The sequence below is a fragment of the Haliscomenobacter sp. genome (assembly GCF_033763495.1).
Taxonomy (GTDB): Bacteria; Bacteroidota; Bacteroidia; order Chitinophagales; family Saprospiraceae; genus Haliscomenobacter.
The window spans coordinates 55,397-70,765 of record NZ_JANRKL010000062.1; the positions used below are offsets into that span (position 1 = coordinate 55,397).

At 46.8% G+C, this 15,369-nt stretch carries 14 protein-coding genes; 5 read left to right on the forward strand and 9 right to left on the reverse strand.

What is annotated here, in order from left to right; all coding sequences use genetic code 11:
- Positions 1-35 precede the first annotated feature (35 nt).
- From SFV55_RS07080 to dnaG, 4 genes are all read right to left on the reverse strand, one after another.
- Complete coding sequence (locus tag SFV55_RS07080) at positions 36-539, reverse strand: KdsC family phosphatase (RefSeq protein ID WP_320028782.1); 504 nt, start codon at positions 537-539, stop codon at positions 36-38.
- Positions 540-545: 6 nt separating this feature from the next.
- Positions 546-791 carry a Fe-S cluster assembly protein IscX gene (gene iscX / locus SFV55_RS07085; RefSeq protein WP_320028783.1) on the reverse strand — a complete coding sequence of 82 codons (246 nt, stop codon included), beginning with the start codon at positions 789-791 and terminating at the stop codon, positions 546-548.
- Positions 792-820: 29 nt separating this feature from the next.
- A complete protein-coding gene (locus tag SFV55_RS07090; RefSeq protein WP_320028784.1) occupies positions 821-1,165 on the reverse strand; it encodes a 2Fe-2S iron-sulfur cluster-binding protein in 345 nt (114 codons plus the stop codon).
- Positions 1,166-1,296: 131 nt separating this feature from the next.
- Complete coding sequence (gene dnaG, locus SFV55_RS07095) at positions 1,297-3,240, reverse strand: DNA primase (RefSeq protein WP_320028785.1); 1,944 nt, start codon at positions 3,238-3,240, stop codon at positions 1,297-1,299.
- 142 nt (positions 3,241-3,382) lie between these two features.
- Between dnaG and SFV55_RS07100 the strand changes: the two genes are divergently transcribed.
- Positions 3,383-3,607 (forward strand): hypothetical protein, encoded by a 225-nt coding sequence (locus SFV55_RS07100; protein ID WP_320028786.1) that lies wholly within the window; start codon positions 3,383-3,385, stop codon positions 3,605-3,607.
- Positions 3,608-3,796: 189 nt separating this feature from the next.
- Positions 3,797-5,209: a hypothetical protein gene (locus tag SFV55_RS07105; RefSeq protein ID WP_320028787.1), complete on the forward strand. Its 1,413-nt coding sequence runs from the start codon at positions 3,797-3,799 to the stop codon at positions 5,207-5,209.
- A gap of 6 nt (positions 5,210-5,215) precedes the next feature.
- On the opposite strand, the gene SFV55_RS07110 is transcribed toward SFV55_RS07105, so the two are convergent.
- Positions 5,216-6,076: a carboxypeptidase-like regulatory domain-containing protein gene (locus tag SFV55_RS07110; RefSeq protein WP_320028788.1), complete on the reverse strand. Its 861-nt coding sequence runs from the start codon at positions 6,074-6,076 to the stop codon at positions 5,216-5,218.
- 105 nt (positions 6,077-6,181) lie between these two features.
- Between SFV55_RS07110 and SFV55_RS07115 the strand changes: the two genes are divergently transcribed.
- Positions 6,182-7,450, forward strand: coding sequence for a sterol desaturase family protein (locus SFV55_RS07115; protein ID WP_320028789.1), 1,269 nt, complete (start codon positions 6,182-6,184; stop codon positions 7,448-7,450).
- On the opposite strand, the gene SFV55_RS07120 is transcribed toward SFV55_RS07115, so the two are convergent.
- Positions 7,447-8,430: a GlxA family transcriptional regulator gene (locus tag SFV55_RS07120; RefSeq protein ID WP_320028790.1), complete on the reverse strand. Its 984-nt coding sequence runs from the start codon at positions 8,428-8,430 to the stop codon at positions 7,447-7,449. The genes SFV55_RS07115 and SFV55_RS07120 overlap by 4 nt on opposite strands.
- 111 nt (positions 8,431-8,541) lie before the next feature.
- On the opposite strand from SFV55_RS07120, the gene SFV55_RS07125 reads away from it, so the two are divergent.
- On the forward strand, positions 8,542-8,952 hold the full coding sequence (locus SFV55_RS07125) for a VOC family protein (RefSeq protein ID WP_320028791.1): 411 nt from the start codon (positions 8,542-8,544) through the stop codon (positions 8,950-8,952).
- A gap of 77 nt (positions 8,953-9,029) precedes the next feature.
- On the opposite strand, the gene SFV55_RS07130 is transcribed toward SFV55_RS07125, so the two are convergent.
- Positions 9,030-10,553 (reverse strand): TlpA disulfide reductase family protein, encoded by a 1,524-nt coding sequence (locus tag SFV55_RS07130; protein ID WP_320028792.1) that lies wholly within the window; start codon positions 10,551-10,553, stop codon positions 9,030-9,032.
- A 214-nt stretch (positions 10,554-10,767) separates the two neighbouring features.
- On the opposite strand from SFV55_RS07130, the gene SFV55_RS07135 reads away from it, so the two are divergent.
- Complete coding sequence (locus tag SFV55_RS07135) at positions 10,768-12,834, forward strand: S9 family peptidase (protein WP_320028793.1); 2,067 nt, start codon at positions 10,768-10,770, stop codon at positions 12,832-12,834.
- A gap of 64 nt (positions 12,835-12,898) precedes the next feature.
- On the opposite strand, the gene SFV55_RS07140 is transcribed toward SFV55_RS07135, so the two are convergent.
- Together SFV55_RS07140 and SFV55_RS07145 are read right to left on the reverse strand one after the other, a co-directional pair.
- Entirely contained in the window at positions 12,899-13,696 is a 798-nt protein-coding gene (locus SFV55_RS07140) for a CPBP family intramembrane glutamic endopeptidase (RefSeq protein ID WP_320028794.1), read from the reverse strand.
- 381 nt (positions 13,697-14,077) lie between these two features.
- Complete coding sequence (locus SFV55_RS07145; RefSeq protein WP_320028795.1) at positions 14,078-15,028, reverse strand: alpha/beta hydrolase; 951 nt, start codon at positions 15,026-15,028, stop codon at positions 14,078-14,080.
- Positions 15,029-15,369: the final 341 nt, after the last annotated feature.

Here is a 15,369-nt window from a genome sequence, read left to right on the forward strand (position 1 = left end):
TGATTAAGACTACTTATTTTGCGCACTTATTTTGTTTAATCTTCAGACCACTTACCTTGCAAACGCAAAACTTTTTCAATCACATCCCGGACACAGCCTTCGCCGCCGCTGTAGGGAGATACGTAGTTGGCAATGGGAAACAACTCCGGCGCTGAATTTTTGGGGCAGGTTGCCAAGCCAACCCGTCGCATAACCGGGTAGTCAGGTAAATCATCACCCATGTACAAGATGCCTACCGGGTCTAGTTCATAAGTATCCACAAACTCCTCAAAGGCCTCCAGTTTGTCGCTGATGCCCGAATAAATGTCCTTGATTCCCAGGGCTTCCAGGCGTTTTTTGACCCCTTCCGAACGCCCACCGGTGATGATGGCAATTTTATACCCTTTTTCGATGGCAATTTTGATGGCCAGACCGTCGCGGACATTCATTTTGCGCAGCAACTCTCCATTCTCGGTAATGAGCACTTCGTTGTTGGTCAAAACTCCATCAACATCAAAAATGAAAGTATGGATGGTACTGAAAACTTCCAGGTGATTCATGCTCGATTATTGATTGTCGCGCCATTCATACACCCATTTGGCCTGAATTTGCTCCAGGTGTGCTTCGGTACAGCCTTCACGCGTGCCTGCAAAATTGGGGATTTCCAGAATCCATTCAATCAGGTCGGTAAAGCGGATGCGGTAAATTTTTCCTTCTGTAAAATCATCGCCAAAACGCTCATAGAGTTTCATTGCGATGTCTTCGTGATCCGCCCAGTTGATGGGGAGGTTGTCAAATTGGTCAAATGCCATTATGATGAGGATTTGAGGGCTGGTTAAGATTAATGTTCGTGGCCAATGATCCGGCTCTGATCGGGAATTTCGATTTCAATGTAGGCCTCTTCGTCGAGGATTACACATTGGCAACCCAAACGGGAATTCAGGCGGGGGTTGTGGGCCCGGTCAATGAAGTCTTCCTCTTTGTCGGAAATTTCTTCCAGGTCATCTTCTCCCCTGAGCACATACACGTGGCAAGTACTGCATGCACACACGCCGCCGCAGTTGTGATTCAGGTGGATGTCGTGATCTTCGGTTACTTCCAAAATCGAGGTGCCTTCCGCCACTCCTTCCACCACAATTGGTTGGGCTATTTTTTTATCTTCAAAAGTAAACTTGACAGTAGCCATTAAAAAGCAGGTTTTGTAAAAACGTGGGCAAAAGTAGTGCTTTGTTGATTGGTAAACAACTAATGCGGGGAAGAGTTTGATGAAAAGAAAAAGAGGAAGGGCGATTTTACAAATAGATTTGGTTCATAGCATTACTTCACCACCACCATCCCCAATTCCCCCGCCAACTGATTCCGCATCGCCTTCAACTTCTGATCCAGCTTAATCAGCGGCAGTAACTGTTCCACATCGTCCTGATTGATTGCTTTCATTTTGGCGTGATTGTCCGCAATGATCCGCCCAAGTTTGCGCAGTTTCAGGCGTTTGACCGCCGCTTCAGCGTCTTTGAAGTAGTTGTCCTCCGGCTTGCGCTGATTGAGGAAAACCTCGTGTTTTAGCTCCCAATTTTCGCTAAATTCGTAGGGGCTGGTGAGCACAGTGGAGGCCAATTGACGTACATCCGTGTCGGGGTGGTTGATGAAGTATTGTGCCGAGATGTCTAGTCCTTGGTTAACCCTCTGCATAATTTCGACCACTACTTTTTTGTACAACTTGCTGTCGAAATAGTCGATGACGTCTTCGATGTTGATCCACACGTATTGGGCTACGGTGGTGTTGTGCACCTGATCGTACCATTCAGCTCCCGCATTGATGAGGATATGGGCGATGTGTTTCTCCTGAAATTCATCTCCCACACTCATTTCCGCTTCAGCCATCACGGGATTGGAGGGGTACTCCTCAGTCGGGAATGAATCATCCGAACTTGGCGGCGTGACACCCTCCAGCGCCTGGTGTTTTTCCAAATCGCGGCGCAGCAGTTTGTTCACCTCAAAAATCATTCGTCCCTCGTCGACGCCCAGTACCTGTCGAGTCACCTTCACATACTCGTCGCGGCGCAGGGGATTTTTGATTTTGGAGATGGTATTGGCAATTTGGCCCAAAACACCCGCCCGCCGGGTGGGGTCATCGCCCGCTTCCTTGAGCAGCAGTTCGGTTTCAAACTGCACGATGTCCTTACCTTTTTCCTTCAGGTAAGCTAAAAAAGCTTCTGAGCCTACCTTTTGGATGTACGAATCCGGGTCTTCCTGGTCAGGCAAGAGCACCAGGCGCACGTTCATATCCTCGGCCAGCGCCAGATCAAGCCCACGCAGCGCCGCTTTGATGCCCGCCGCATCGCCGTCGTAAATGATTTTGATGTTGTTGGTAAAACGTTTGATCAGGCGGATCTGATCGGGAGTGAGCGCGGTACCTGAAGAGGCCACCACGTTTTCGATCCCTGATTGATGCAGGGAAATCACATCCGTATAACCTTCCACCAGTAGGCATTCGTCAAACTGGCGGATGGCTTTTTTGGCAAAGTAAATGCCGTAAAGGACTTTGCTTTTGTAATAAATCTCCGTCTCCGGGGAGTTGATGTACTTGGGCTGCTTGGGGTCTTTGGCCATGATCCGCCCGGCGAATGCGATGACTTTGCCCGTCAGGTTGTGGATCGAAAACATGACCCGCTCGCGGAAAAAATCGCGGTCGTATTGGGTGACCAGGCCCAGTTTTTTCAGTTGGTCGGTATTGTAACCTTTTTGTTTTCCAGCCCGCAGGAGCCCATCCATATCGTTTTGGGCAAAACCCAGACCAAACTTCTTGATCGTTTCTTCCCGGAAACCCCTTTGTTTGAAGTAGGAGAGGCCCACACTGCGCCCTTTGTCGGTATCAAACAATTGGCCTTGGAAGTATTCCTGCGCAAACTGATTGATCAGGTACAGGCTATCGATGGCCTGTTGTTCCTGGCGCTGCTGGTCGGAAGATTCGGTTTCCTTTAATTCAATGCGGTACTTTTTGGCCAAAAAACGGATGGCTTCGGGGTACGAGACCTGCTCGTGCTCCATGACAAAGGTGATTGGGTCACCTGCTTTGCCGCAGCCAAAACACTTGAAGATGTTGCGCGCCGGATTGACGTTGAAGGAAGGTGATTTTTCGTTGTGGAAAGGGCAAAGGCCGCTGTAGTTGGCCCCACGTCGCTTGAGGTTCACAAAATCGCCGACTACTTCTTCAATTTTCGCCGCATCGTTGACTTCCTGGATAGAACTCGGTAAAATCAAAATTGCTGGTTTTTCTAAGGTCTTCTAAGGTCTGACTTCATATCGCTAGGTACAAAAGTACTCCAACACCCAATTTGTGAAAATTTTTGCAATTTGTACCTAAAAAAATTAATGCCATAATTATATTTGAAAAAATAACCGAATGAACGCGATCCGTTTTATAGCCAGAATGTCCATATTTGTCATCGTTTTTATCGGCATCGACCTTTCAACTGGGCCTGAAAGGGACCTCGAGTCCCGGCTCAAACACACCCTCTTGGTACTTGCTGCTGCTGCCTTGATGGCCTTTATCCAAACCCGTTTGGTAAAAGCCTTGGAAGCCAGGTATCCCACCACACCACAAAGGACAAAGAATAAGCAAGGATGACAAGTTCAGTTGACAATCATAAATAATAAAACAAAAATAATACGTAAAACTTAACCTTGTTTTTTAATATTAAGCAATTATATTCGCCAAAATTCATTCCAACCAAAATAATCAATCGGCTACTTTATCTTGCCTGACATCCATGTCGGGTGATTTACCCATTTACCATTTTTTGTAAATTAATCAGCCATGAAGTACCTAGTAGCCACTGTTTGTACCTTAATGTATTTGGGCCTTGTTGCCCAGGATGTCAAGTGGGGCCGTCCCCATCAAAAACCGGATAAAAACCTGCACATCAGCCAGGTAGTTGGCAAAACTTCGGCGGGTATATTTACCCTTTTGACCGATATGCGCGAGCCTGCGATTTTGCCGCCCGTATTGCAACATTTTAACACCGACCTGAAATTGGAAAAACAAGTTCCATTGCGACTGGACTTTGAATTGGGGCGTTTAAAACTGGAAAAGGCAGTCATCCTGAAAGACCGATTGCATCTATTGTTGAGTTTGGAGGACGAGTTAAATGGCAAATTGCGGGTATTCACCCAAGAGGTCAATCCACAGTCTTTGCAAGTTTACCAGGCACCCCGACAGATCTATGAAATCAATTGGGAAAAAGGAATTTTTGATGCTTACCTGGGTTTTAAGGTCTCAGCTGACCATAGTAAATTGCTCATCTACAATCGTTTTCCATACGCAAATGGCAATTGGTTGCGCAAATGGCTGCTGGTTTGTGATGAAGACTTGCTGCCACTTTGGAGTATTGAGCCCAAATTTCCATGGGAAGACCATACCATTCAACTCATTGATTACGAAGTGGACAATCGGGGGGAAGTATGTGTGTTGACGGCCCATCATGACAAAAGTGAATCCTCTTCCAAACTTGACCCTCAATATGCTACCTTAATTTATCGTAACAATGGCCGCAAAGTTAAATGGCACGATTTTAATTTGGGTGCAGCGGTTCCTCAACAAATTGACCTGCAGCTCGACAATCAGTCGCACCTGTTTTGTGGAGGGTTGTTGTCGAACCGGATAAATGAAATCTGTGGTGCTTTTGTAATTTCAATTGATGTAGAAAGTGGCAAAACCCAGACCAATATTCATTCCTTTAGTGAGGAGGAAATGGCTGCTTTGGATGGTGCACCCAAACGTTTACCTGATTTTCAATTGCGCGCGCTAAACGTAGAAAAAAATGGCAACATCAGCATTTTAGCCGAACAATTTTTGCCGCCTTTCCGAGGGAATGATCAACGCTACTATGGCCAGGTTTTGCTGATCAGGTATTCTGCCGACCTCAGTTCCCGCAAATTATTCAACCTGAGTAAAAGCCAGGTGAGTTATGACCAGGGCTATTTTGATTCCTTTGCTTATTTGGGCAATGATCAGCAGTATTTGTTGTTGTACAATGACAAGAGTAGATCTCCCATGCGCAAAGCCCATTTTAGTGCTAAAGGTGCTGAGGATACGCCACTGGAATATCCCGGGACAGAAAAAATCAAGGTTTGTCCCCGCAATTGCGCGGCCCTATCCAATGAGGAGCTGTGGATTTATGCTGAAACCGCGGATAAAAAACACTATCAGGTTGGTTTACTTGGGTTTTAGGCCTTCTTAGTACGCTACTTTAATCACCATGGGGGTCGACATGTTAGGGAATTTTTTCCAGGCATTTTGACTCCCAAATTGATAAAAATGGGTGGAGCCAAGTGCAGGAAAAGCAATGGGTAAACTTAGCCGCCTGCCTGCAGGGGAATGATCTATCCATTCCAGACCAACCGCAATGTCTCCGTCTACAATCAAGTCGTAAGGTTTGAGGTTGACTTCAACCCAGCCAGTTTGCCCTTTTTTTACTTCCACAATGACGTTTTCGTTCAACAGAGGTGTTCCAGGTTGCCCATTTTCCAAATGATACACCATTACCCGCAACTTGGCCCAATCGTAATCGCAGTAACCCAGATAAAACTTGATTGCGTCAAGGCGGCAGGCCTTACCTTTGCTGCGTTTGGTGTATTTGCTCATTTTGAACTTGCGGGCAATTTCGGCGCCGAGGTTTTGCCGAGGGTATTTCGAAATGGCAAAATTGGTATTCCGATCCATGGAGGTTTTTTCAAAACCAAACTCCTCAAAATTTAAGGGTTTGATGGTGACTTCAGCCAGGTCATACTGAATGGCGCTTAATTTGATTTTTGGGTTTTGCGCAAGCATATCCCGCAAATTTTGCAACACAAAAGCCCGGCTGCTAAAACCAATGGTAGAGATTTTGATGGTATCACTCGCTTTTACCTGATCGACGACCAACTCAAATTGGCCATTTTCCTGACTAACCGTTCCGATTGTGGTATTCAGGACACCTATGTTCACATAAGGAATTGGTTTGTCGTTTTGGTCCAGAATGCTGCCTTTGATGACATCCTGAGCTTGAAGAAAGGAAACATTGCCCAATAGAAGGCAGACGAGTAACAGTTTGTACATAATCACAGCATTTTAGTAGCGAATATTCGCTGTTTTTTGTGGAAACTATTTTTCAAAAAAGCAAAATACTGTAATTTGGCTTTTCTTTTATCAAACAGATTGCAAATGGAAGCCTACGGAAGAATTTTAAACATTGTTGTGCCCATCTTCATTCTTCTTTTTTTGGTGGAAAAAATAGTAGAATGGTATCGAGGTGCTAAGGTGATTCGGGGACTGGACAGTGTGTCTAGTTTTTCATCTGGAATCACGAATGTAGTTAAGGACGTGTTGGGCATCGGAGTCAGTGTGATTACCTACGAGTGGTTGGTGCAGCGGGTTGCGCTTACCCACTTGGCTGCCAATTCGGTTTGGGCCTATTTGGTTGCGTTCATTGTGGTCGATTTTCAAGGATATTGGGTCCACCGTTGGTCACATGAGATCAATTTTTTGTGGAACCGGCACATCGTTCACCACAGCAGCGAGGAATTCAATTTGTCTTGCGCATTGCGGCAGTCCCTTTCTTCCTTTGTCAATTATTTCACCATTTTGTTGTTGCCTGCAGCGCTTTTGGGGGCACCAACTGAGGTGGTGGCGATAACCATTCCTTTCCATTTGTTTTTACAATATTGGTACCACACCCAACTCATCAACAAGATGGGAATTTGGGAATACATCCTGGTAACGCCCTCGCACCATCGCGTACATCACGCGATGAACAAGGAATACATCGATAAAAACTACGCCCAGATTTTCATTTTTTGGGATAAACTCTTCGGTACTTTTCAAGCTGAATTGCCAGAAGTCCCATGTGTTTATGGCGTGACCCGCCCTGTGCATACTTGGAACCCGATCAAAATCAACTTCCAACACCTATGGCTCCTGATGAAAGATGCCTGGCGCACCCGCAATTGGTGGGATAAGGCCAGAATCTGGTTTATGCCCACGGGCTGGCGCCCGATGGATGTGATCGAAAAATACCCGGTTGACAGCATCAAAGATGTGTATCATTTTGAAAAATACGATACCAAAGCATCGCGAGCGTTGATTGCCTGGAGTTGGGTGCAAATGTTTTTTAACTATTTTTTGATGACTTACTTTTTCGCCAACCTCACTAAAATTGGCAGCCCAGCTATTTTTTACTATGGTGGTTTTTTGTTCCTGGCCATTTTTGCCTACACCGAACTGATGGACCGAAACCCTTTTGCGCTTTATTTTGAAGCCATTAAATCAGGCTTGGGTTTGTACTTCATCTATCAGTCGGGAGGTGACTGGTTTGGTGCTGCACAGAATTGGGGGCTGTGGTTTGTCTATTTTGTTGGGGCCTATTTTGTATTGTCCGTGCTGATGACCGTTCTTTTTGTGGAACGCGAAATAAAAGTGCCACTTAGGGCTTAATCCACCAGTACTGTCTCTTTATTGTACTTGTTGCGGTATTCTATTGGGGTCAATCCGGTGATTTTTTTAAAAACCATACGGAAGGCCTTGGTATCCGTATACCCTACATCGTACATCACCTCATTGATGTTTTTGCGACTGGACTCAAAGCTGCGCTTGGCTGCTTCAATTTTCACCCTTTGGAGGTATTCCACCACGGTGTTGCCCGTGGCTTGTTTAAAGCGGCGTTCAAAACTGCGACGACTTACCACTACCGAGTCGGCCAATTGATCCACGCTGATTTTTTCGGCGTAATTGACTTCAATGAATTTCTGGGCTTTGAGAATTTCCTGGTCCTTATGGTCTTTTTGCCCCGAAAACATGGCGAAAGCCGACTGATTGTTGCGGTCGATGTCGATGGCAAAATATTTGGCAGCTAAGATTGCGGTGTCCCGGTCGGTGTATTTTTCCAAGAGGTACAAAAGCAGATTCCAGTAAGAATTGGCACCACCACTAGAGTACAAACCTTGCTCATCGGTGATGATGCTCCCATCGGCCACTTCCACGTCGGGGAAGGTTTCCCGGAATTCATTGTAAAATGCCCAGTGGGTGGAGCATTTTTTACCTTTCAGCAAACCCGTGGAAGCAAATAAAAACGCGCCCACACACAAGGAAGCTACCTCGGCTCCACGGTGATGGTGTTTGATGATCCAGGGTATTGATTCTTGATTTTTTGCCACGGCGCGTTGCATGTCGCCAAACAAGGCCGGGATGACGATCAGGTCGGTTTGTTGTACTTCCTCCAGGACTTTGTCGGTATGAACTGCAAAAATTCCATCGTGCAGCAGCACTACCCGTTGTTGGCCCACCAATTCCACTTCAAAAAGCGGAGGCTTTCCTGCGGATTGCAAAAATTGATTGGCGGCAGTGAACAGGTAGCGCGGATCGGCCACGGCCTCCATTACGGCTGATTCAGGAACGAGAATAGATACCTTTTTCATGCTGCAAATGTACGGAATCCTTTTGGCGTGATCAACCCTTGAAATAGGCGTTTTTGCACCCTTTTTTGGCCACAAAGACGCTGCATCTTTGTGGTAGATAATTTCCATGTTATGAACCAACTCGTCACCTACCTTACTTTTAATGGCAATTGCCGCGAGGCCATGAGTTTTTACAGAAGCTGTTTGGGCGGTGAACTGGAATTTCAAACCATCGCTGAGTCCCCAATGGCGGAACGAATGCCGGATGACCTTAAAGGGTATATTTTACATTCTACCTTGCGTAGTGGCCCCATGTTGCTGATGGGCACCGATATGGTAGGGGAGCATGGGCTGGTTAAAGGCAATGCTATTTCCATCCTGATCGAATGCCAGAATGAGGGCGAAATCCAGGAGATTTACCAACAATTGTCGATCGGTGGTCAGGCGACACATCCGGTTGAACCTACGTTTTGGGGGGCGCTGTTTGGGGGCTTGACGGATCGGTATGGGAACAATTGGTTGTTGCATTGTGCAAAACTGTAGGGGAAACCCTTGCGGTTGTCCTGTATGGTTGCCCAAATCAGGTAAGGGCGACCACGAAGGGTCGCCCCTACGGGGGATTACAATTTTTTCTTTAACGCATCAAAATCCAGACGTTCGATGCTGTTGATGAACTTGGGATAGTATGTTCCTTTTGCATCAATAAAAATATAACTCGGGTATCCAGATAAGCCATACCGCTCCATGATTCTGGCGGACAAATCCCCGGTCAACCAAATATGATCTCCATCCACGCCTAGCTCTGCTACTTTCTTTTTCCATTTCTCTTCATCAGAGTTGTTGGTCACGCAGAGGTACACCACTTTAACTGGTAATTTTTTCAGTTGTTCCTTGGTGTCTTTGCTGTTTTTCATATCACTGATACAAGGAGCACACCAGGTCGCCCAAACATCTAGAATGATGGCTTGATTGGGGTACAGGGCACGAATGCGTTGTACCAGGCTGTCGATGTTTTTTTCTTCGGCACTGTACAAATTGGCACCTTGGGGTAAAGCGCCTACAAACTTGCCCAAACTGGTTTTAGTGGTGTTGGAGGGCATGTTTTTGAGGTCTTTATTGATCAGGTCGGTTTGTTTCTTTTTGTTGCTTAGTTCTTCCTGGATGAGTTGTTTACACCAGGAGGCCTGTAGCGTTGTAAGGATTTTTTCAATGTATTCCTCCCGCTCGAATAAACCTTCCGGGCCACCCATGATTTTTACCAAATCAGCTTTCCTGGGAGGCATAGGGATTTCTTCAAAACCCTTCAAGGGATCACCTTTGTGGGCAACCGACAACATCATTTGTAGGTAACGATAGTAGGCTATACCATCATTGGACACCAGCAATGGTTGGTGGCGCAGTGCGGCGTCTAAACTTCCGTCTTTGGGGATGGGTTTATTCCAGTGAAAGACAAAGTGGTGAGCATAATATTCAGATAAGCGCTCATTTTCAAGTAGCCAGGCATCTGTGGAGGGGAATTTTTCTAAAAAGCGATTTTGGTGTTCTGCAATCAAATCGAAGGCCTGGTTCCACAACTTGAAGTTTTCACTGGTTGGTAGTTTGTAGTTTGTAGCGGCACGCTGTAAGGTGTAAAATTGTTCTTTTACTTCAGGCTCAAACTTGTTGTACCAATATTTTAATTGACAAAGAGACGAATCAGGACCACTGAAGTTTATTTTTTGATACATATTCATGGAATCGGTACTGTTCTTATACCTCAAGTAGACGCTTCTCAACTCCTTTAAATCCGCTTCTACATACAAACCCTTGTGGGCAATAACTTCTAAACCACTGTAAGGCAATAACAAAAAAAACTGTTGATAACGCAGCGGGTAATCCAGTTTGATTTCGAATGTACCGTCCTTTTTCAGATTTGCATAGCGCATTTCCTGCCGTTGAGCGTTGGGAACTACCAGCACATATCGGATTGATAGGCTATCCAGATCCCCCGCTGTACAATTCAACAAGCGCCCTTTGATGACTGGGACATTTGCGGGATTGGCAAAATAAGCATCCATTTGAGCATCCTCCAAAGAAAAGGGGACTTGGGCATTCAGGAAACCACTCAAGCAGATTAACATCAGAATACAGGCGCTCTTTTTCATGCTTAACTTAATTTTATAGATGAATTATTACAATAGATTAACGCATTAAAGATGCAGGCTTGTTTACAAATGGCGGGTGTAAAATAGTATTCGGAGGCTTTGAATTAGAATTCGCAGTTGATTTGGAAATAAAAGCGCAGAAATTTTTAAACTAATTCTCGCCGCATCCATTCCCTTACCGTATTTTTACCGCCCACACGAGACATTTTACCTCATGCAGACAAGCAATACCAGCGCACCCATTGCGAAGCGCGATCCCAAAATACTGGTTACCCACGGCGACCAACGCATCGACGATTATTTTTGGCTCAAGGAGCGCGAAGATCCCGAAGTGCTAGCCTACCTCAACGCCGAAAATGCCTATACCGAGGCGGTTATGGCCGATACTAAGGAATTTCGGGAAACCCTTTACACCGAAATGGTGGCTCGTTTCAAACAGGACGATCAATCGGTGCCCTACTTCGAAAATGGCTACTGGTACCAAAATCGTTTTGAAGAAGGCGCCGAATATCCCTTTCACACCCGCAAAAAAGGCTCTCAGGACGCCGCCGAGGAAATCATCCTCAATGTGCCCGAGATGGCCAAGCCGCACAGCTATTTTGCGATTGGCAGCAAAAGTGTCAGTTTTGACAACCGGTATCTGGCCTTTGGTGAAGACACCGTGAGTCGGCGGATTTATACCATCAAGCTGCGGGATTTGGAAACTGGCGAATTTTTAGCCGATGAAATTCCCAATACCACGGGTGTGGCAGTTTGGGCCAAAGACAATCAGCACTTTTTTTATACAGCCAAAGACCCACAAACCTTGCGGGGTTACAAAATTTTCCGCCACAAACTCGGTACTTCCGCCGAGGCCGATGTGGAGGTATTCCACGAACCCGACGAAACTTTCGATGTGGGGGTAGGGATCAGCAAGTCCAAAAAATTCATCGTGATTGCTTCTCAGCAAACGATTACTTCGGAATACCTGTACCTGGATGCTACTACGCCCGAAGCAGTTTTTAAAGTATTTGCCCCTCGCGTGCGAGGTTTGGAATACGACATCGACCATTTTGACGATCGCTTTTACATCCGCACCAATCTGGATGCCAAGAACTTCCGCCTGATGTACTGTGGGGAAGAACAAACGACCCAGGAACATTGGTTGGAGTTGATTCCTCACCGGGCCGATGTGTTGTTCGAAAACATGGAGTTCTTCAAGGACTATTACGTGATTTCGGAGCGCAAAGCGGGGATCACCCAACTCTGGATTCGCACCTGGTCGGGCCAAAACGAGCATTACATCCCCTTCGAAGAAGAAGCTTATCTGGCTTACGTGGGCATCAACCCAGAGTCGGATACTGAATTGTTGCGCATTGGCTACCAATCGCTCACCACACCCAATTCTACTTTCGATTACAACATGTGGACCAAGGAGTTTACGCTGTTGAAAGAAGAACCAGTGCTGGGGGGATTCAACAAGGAAAACTACCGCTCCGAGCGGGTTTTTGTCACTGCTCGTGATGGCATGCAGGTGCCTATGTCGATTGTGTACCACCGCGATTTTGTGAAAGATGGCAAACAACCCTTGCTGCTTTATGCCTATGGCTCTTATGGCTATAGCATGGAACCCTACTTCAGTTCCGCACGATTGAGTTTGTTGAACCGGGGCTTTGCTTATGCCATTGCGCACATCCGGGGTGGAGAGGAAATGGGCCGGCACTGGTACGACACGGGCAAGTTGTTGGAGAAAAAGAACACCTTTTACGATTTTATCGATTGTGCAGAATGGTTGATTGCCAACCATTATACCTATTCAGGCAACTTGTACGCCATGGGCGGCAGTGCGGGAGGTTTGTTGATGGGTGCAGTAGTCAATTTCCGACCCGACCTCTGGAAAGGGGTAGTGGCTTCGGTGCCTTTTGTGGATGTAGTAACCACGATGCTCGACGACACCATTCCGCTCACCACCTTTGAATACGACGAATGGGGCAACCCCAACGAGGAGGAATATTACCACTACATGAAGTCTTATTCTCCTTACGATAATGTGGAGGCTAAAGATTACCCAGCCATGCTGGTGACCACGGGCCTGCACGATTCACAGGTGCAATATTGGGAACCCGCCAAGTGGGTGGCTAAACTTCGCTTGCTCAAAACAGACCAGAATCCCCTGCTCCTGCATACCAATATGGAGGCCGGGCATGGTGGTGCCTCGGGGCGTTTTGCTCGCTTGAAGGAGACGGCCAGGGAATGGGCCTTTGTGTTGGATTTGGCGGGGAAGGTGGATAATGAAGGGTGAGTTGATGATCAGGGGATTGTTGGATGTTTCAGGCGATTTTGACAACGGTTTTTGAATCAATAGGTCAAACCTTTGTTTTCCGCTTGAATAACATCCACCAACCCAGGAAACCAATAATTGCAATACTGAAGATACCCTCTGGCGCAGGGTTAGCCAACAACTTGTTATTGAAAGTCAGTGAATTACTTTGCAGGATTGCCCACCCAAAAGCATTCCCTATGCCGTGCATCACCACAGCTGTCCAAACGGTTCCGCTGGCTTTGCGGAGTTGTCCATAAACAATGGCGGTTAGAATGATGGCAGCCATGAAAAGTGGGAAAAAGAGCGCGTAGGGAATTTCAGTATAAGGAGTGGAGAGCACCAATGGAAAATGCCAAATTGCCCAGACTGTTCCAACGAACAAATGCCGCCGTACATCGGGTACACCCAATGCAACAAGACGCGGTTCAAGATAGCCACGCCAACCCCATTCTTCAAATAGTGCAAAAATCATTCTTGGAAGGAATTGAGCAGCAAAACCTGCACCAAATGCGGATAAAAGGGAGTTTAGATTGCCATTAATTTGGGTCATACCCAAGATCGAGCCTAATACAATTACCATCGTAATGATGATGGGATACACCAACAGGCTAAACAGATACCATGGCCAGCTTTCCTTGATGTTTAAGCGTAGACCTGCATCCTTCCAGGCATCGCCCCCGAAAAACCGCAACAACAGCATCATTAAAATAGGGCCAATGATGAAGATCACCCCACCAGTTTCATTGCCACTGGCCGTAACCACGCCACCGATTACCGATAAGCATAAAACGCCAATGATGTAAATCGCAATGTTCCGTTTAATTTTGCTGTTTTGATTCATGATATTTTGTTTCGCTCCTATTCGGATTATTTTCTTAAATTATTAACTCACATTACGCAGTTTTAAAACGCAGAGTTTCGCAGAGTGCACGCAGAGTTTCACAGAGTTCCTTTTAGTTTTAAGGAGTTTGCCACCTGCCGTGGCGAGCGTTCTGGCACTACTGAAATTTGATTTTTCCCTGCCGACTGCTGTTCAGTGCGGCCTCTGAGTACTCCTTACCATCGAAGATGGCCTAACTTAAAAACTCTGTGAAACTCTGTGTGCACTCTGCGAAACTCTGCGGTTAAAAAACCTGAAGTTAAACAGAATAAAGCTATACACTTTAGCTGCACCTTTTCAGAATCAAACCTGCGTAATGTGAGTTATTAACTGACCTTGTAATCACTTCCCGGGAGCGGCGACAAGAAACTTGTTCACATCTAGCCAGTGAATAAAGGCATCGAACCAACGATTGCTGGTTCGGTCGGGATTCCCGAGGCCGAAACCGTGGCCGCCGTTTTGGTAAAGGTGAAATTCCACAGGTTTACCCGCTTTGAACCAGGAATCGATCACACCGAACTGACCGCGGAAGAGAAAATCATCGGAAGCAATGACATTGAACATGGGCGGTGCGTTCTTGGGCACCTCTACCGGGCCCATACCGCCGTAGATTGGGCCGATGAAGGCCAGTTGCATGGTCTTTGAGTGGAGCGTTGCGTGCATCGTGAGGCCGGCACCAGCGGAGAAACCGATCATGCCGATTCTTTTGGTGTCAACACCCCATTCCTTAGCCCGTTTGACAATCATCGCGTAGGCGGCCTCAGCATCTTCCAGTTGGTTGGATAGATCCTGCTGTGGCGGACGCGGAGTTGCTGCTCCCCTTGCAGTATCAGCAGACGGTGCTGGCGCGGTACGAGGACGGTTCATCCAGGCTTTAAAGTCTTCAAGAGACTCTGGGGTAGGTTGGAGCCGATACTTGAGCACAAAGGCGGCGATCCCTTTCTTCGCGAGTGCTTCTGCGACTTCCCAGCCCTCGTTGCCCATCGAAAGCCACCTGAAACCACCCCCAGGCGCCACGATCACGGCTGCGCCGTTTGCCTTGCCAGGTTCAGGCAGGAAGGGGGTAAGGGTCGCAGTGGTGATGTTGCGCGCCATCGGGTCGCCCCACTGGCGGAACCAGCTCTCCTTGGCGGGTTGGTTGTCAACACCACCAGTGCCGAGCAGAATGGCTTTCAGCTCGGCAGGAGCGTCGAGCGGATAGATCGTACCATCCTGGGCCATTGCGGATACCGCCAAGGCGAGCATGGAGGTAAAAATGGCTGTTTTAGCCAAGTGTTTGAGTGTGTAAGTCATTTTGAAAATGAATTTGTTTGTTTATTAGTTTTAGAAAAATTTACTTTGGTGGGGTTGGCTTTTTAGCTTTTACGCGTGTATGCTTGTTTTGTTTTTGCCCCAATTTACTTTGGCTGTGGTCATGGGTGAATGGGCAAAGGATTCAATCAAAGATAGGGATATCGTTTGAAGTTTTTGGAAAAGGACATTGTTTTGTCAAGGCATCAAAGTATCCCTCTGGGCAAGGCCATCTTGCATCAAAATTGAAGGAGGCTTAAATTTCGGCACAAAAAACAAATGGAAGGAAGCGTAAAACGTCTCCGGCGGAGCGCCGTGGAGATGTATGGAGTTGTGGCTGGGTG

What these genes read in the sequence shown, in the direction of transcription:
- iscX (WP_320028783.1), bottom strand. Translation starts at nt 791, where the DNA reads ATGGCATTTGACCAATTTGACAACCTCCCCATCAACTGGGCGGATCAC.
- SFV55_RS07135 (WP_320028793.1), top strand. Translation starts at nt 10,768, where the DNA reads ATGCAGACAAGCAATACCAGCGCACCCATTGCGAAGCGCGATCCCAAA.
- SFV55_RS07120 (WP_320028790.1), bottom strand. Translation starts at nt 8,430, where the DNA reads ATGAAAAAGGTATCTATTCTCGTTCCTGAATCAGCCGTAATGGAGGCC.
- SFV55_RS07090 (WP_320028784.1), bottom strand. Translation starts at nt 1,165, where the DNA reads ATGGCTACTGTCAAGTTTACTTTTGAAGATAAAAAAATAGCCCAACCA.
- SFV55_RS07125 (WP_320028791.1), top strand. Translation starts at nt 8,542, where the DNA reads ATGAACCAACTCGTCACCTACCTTACTTTTAATGGCAATTGCCGCGAG.
- SFV55_RS07115 (WP_320028789.1), top strand. Translation starts at nt 6,182, where the DNA reads ATGGAAGCCTACGGAAGAATTTTAAACATTGTTGTGCCCATCTTCATT.
- SFV55_RS07145 (WP_320028795.1), bottom strand. Translation starts at nt 15,028, where the DNA reads ATGACTTACACACTCAAACACTTGGCTAAAACAGCCATTTTTACCTCC.
- SFV55_RS07105 (WP_320028787.1), top strand. Translation starts at nt 3,797, where the DNA reads ATGAAGTACCTAGTAGCCACTGTTTGTACCTTAATGTATTTGGGCCTT.
- SFV55_RS07140 (WP_320028794.1), bottom strand. Translation starts at nt 13,696, where the DNA reads ATGAATCAAAACAGCAAAATTAAACGGAACATTGCGATTTACATCATT.
- SFV55_RS07110 (WP_320028788.1), bottom strand. Translation starts at nt 6,076, where the DNA reads ATGTACAAACTGTTACTCGTCTGCCTTCTATTGGGCAATGTTTCCTTT.
- SFV55_RS07100 (WP_320028786.1), top strand. Translation starts at nt 3,383, where the DNA reads ATGAACGCGATCCGTTTTATAGCCAGAATGTCCATATTTGTCATCGTT.
- SFV55_RS07080 (WP_320028782.1), bottom strand. Translation starts at nt 539, where the DNA reads ATGAATCACCTGGAAGTTTTCAGTACCATCCATACTTTCATTTTTGAT.
- SFV55_RS07130 (WP_320028792.1), bottom strand. Translation starts at nt 10,553, where the DNA reads ATGAAAAAGAGCGCCTGTATTCTGATGTTAATCTGCTTGAGTGGTTTC.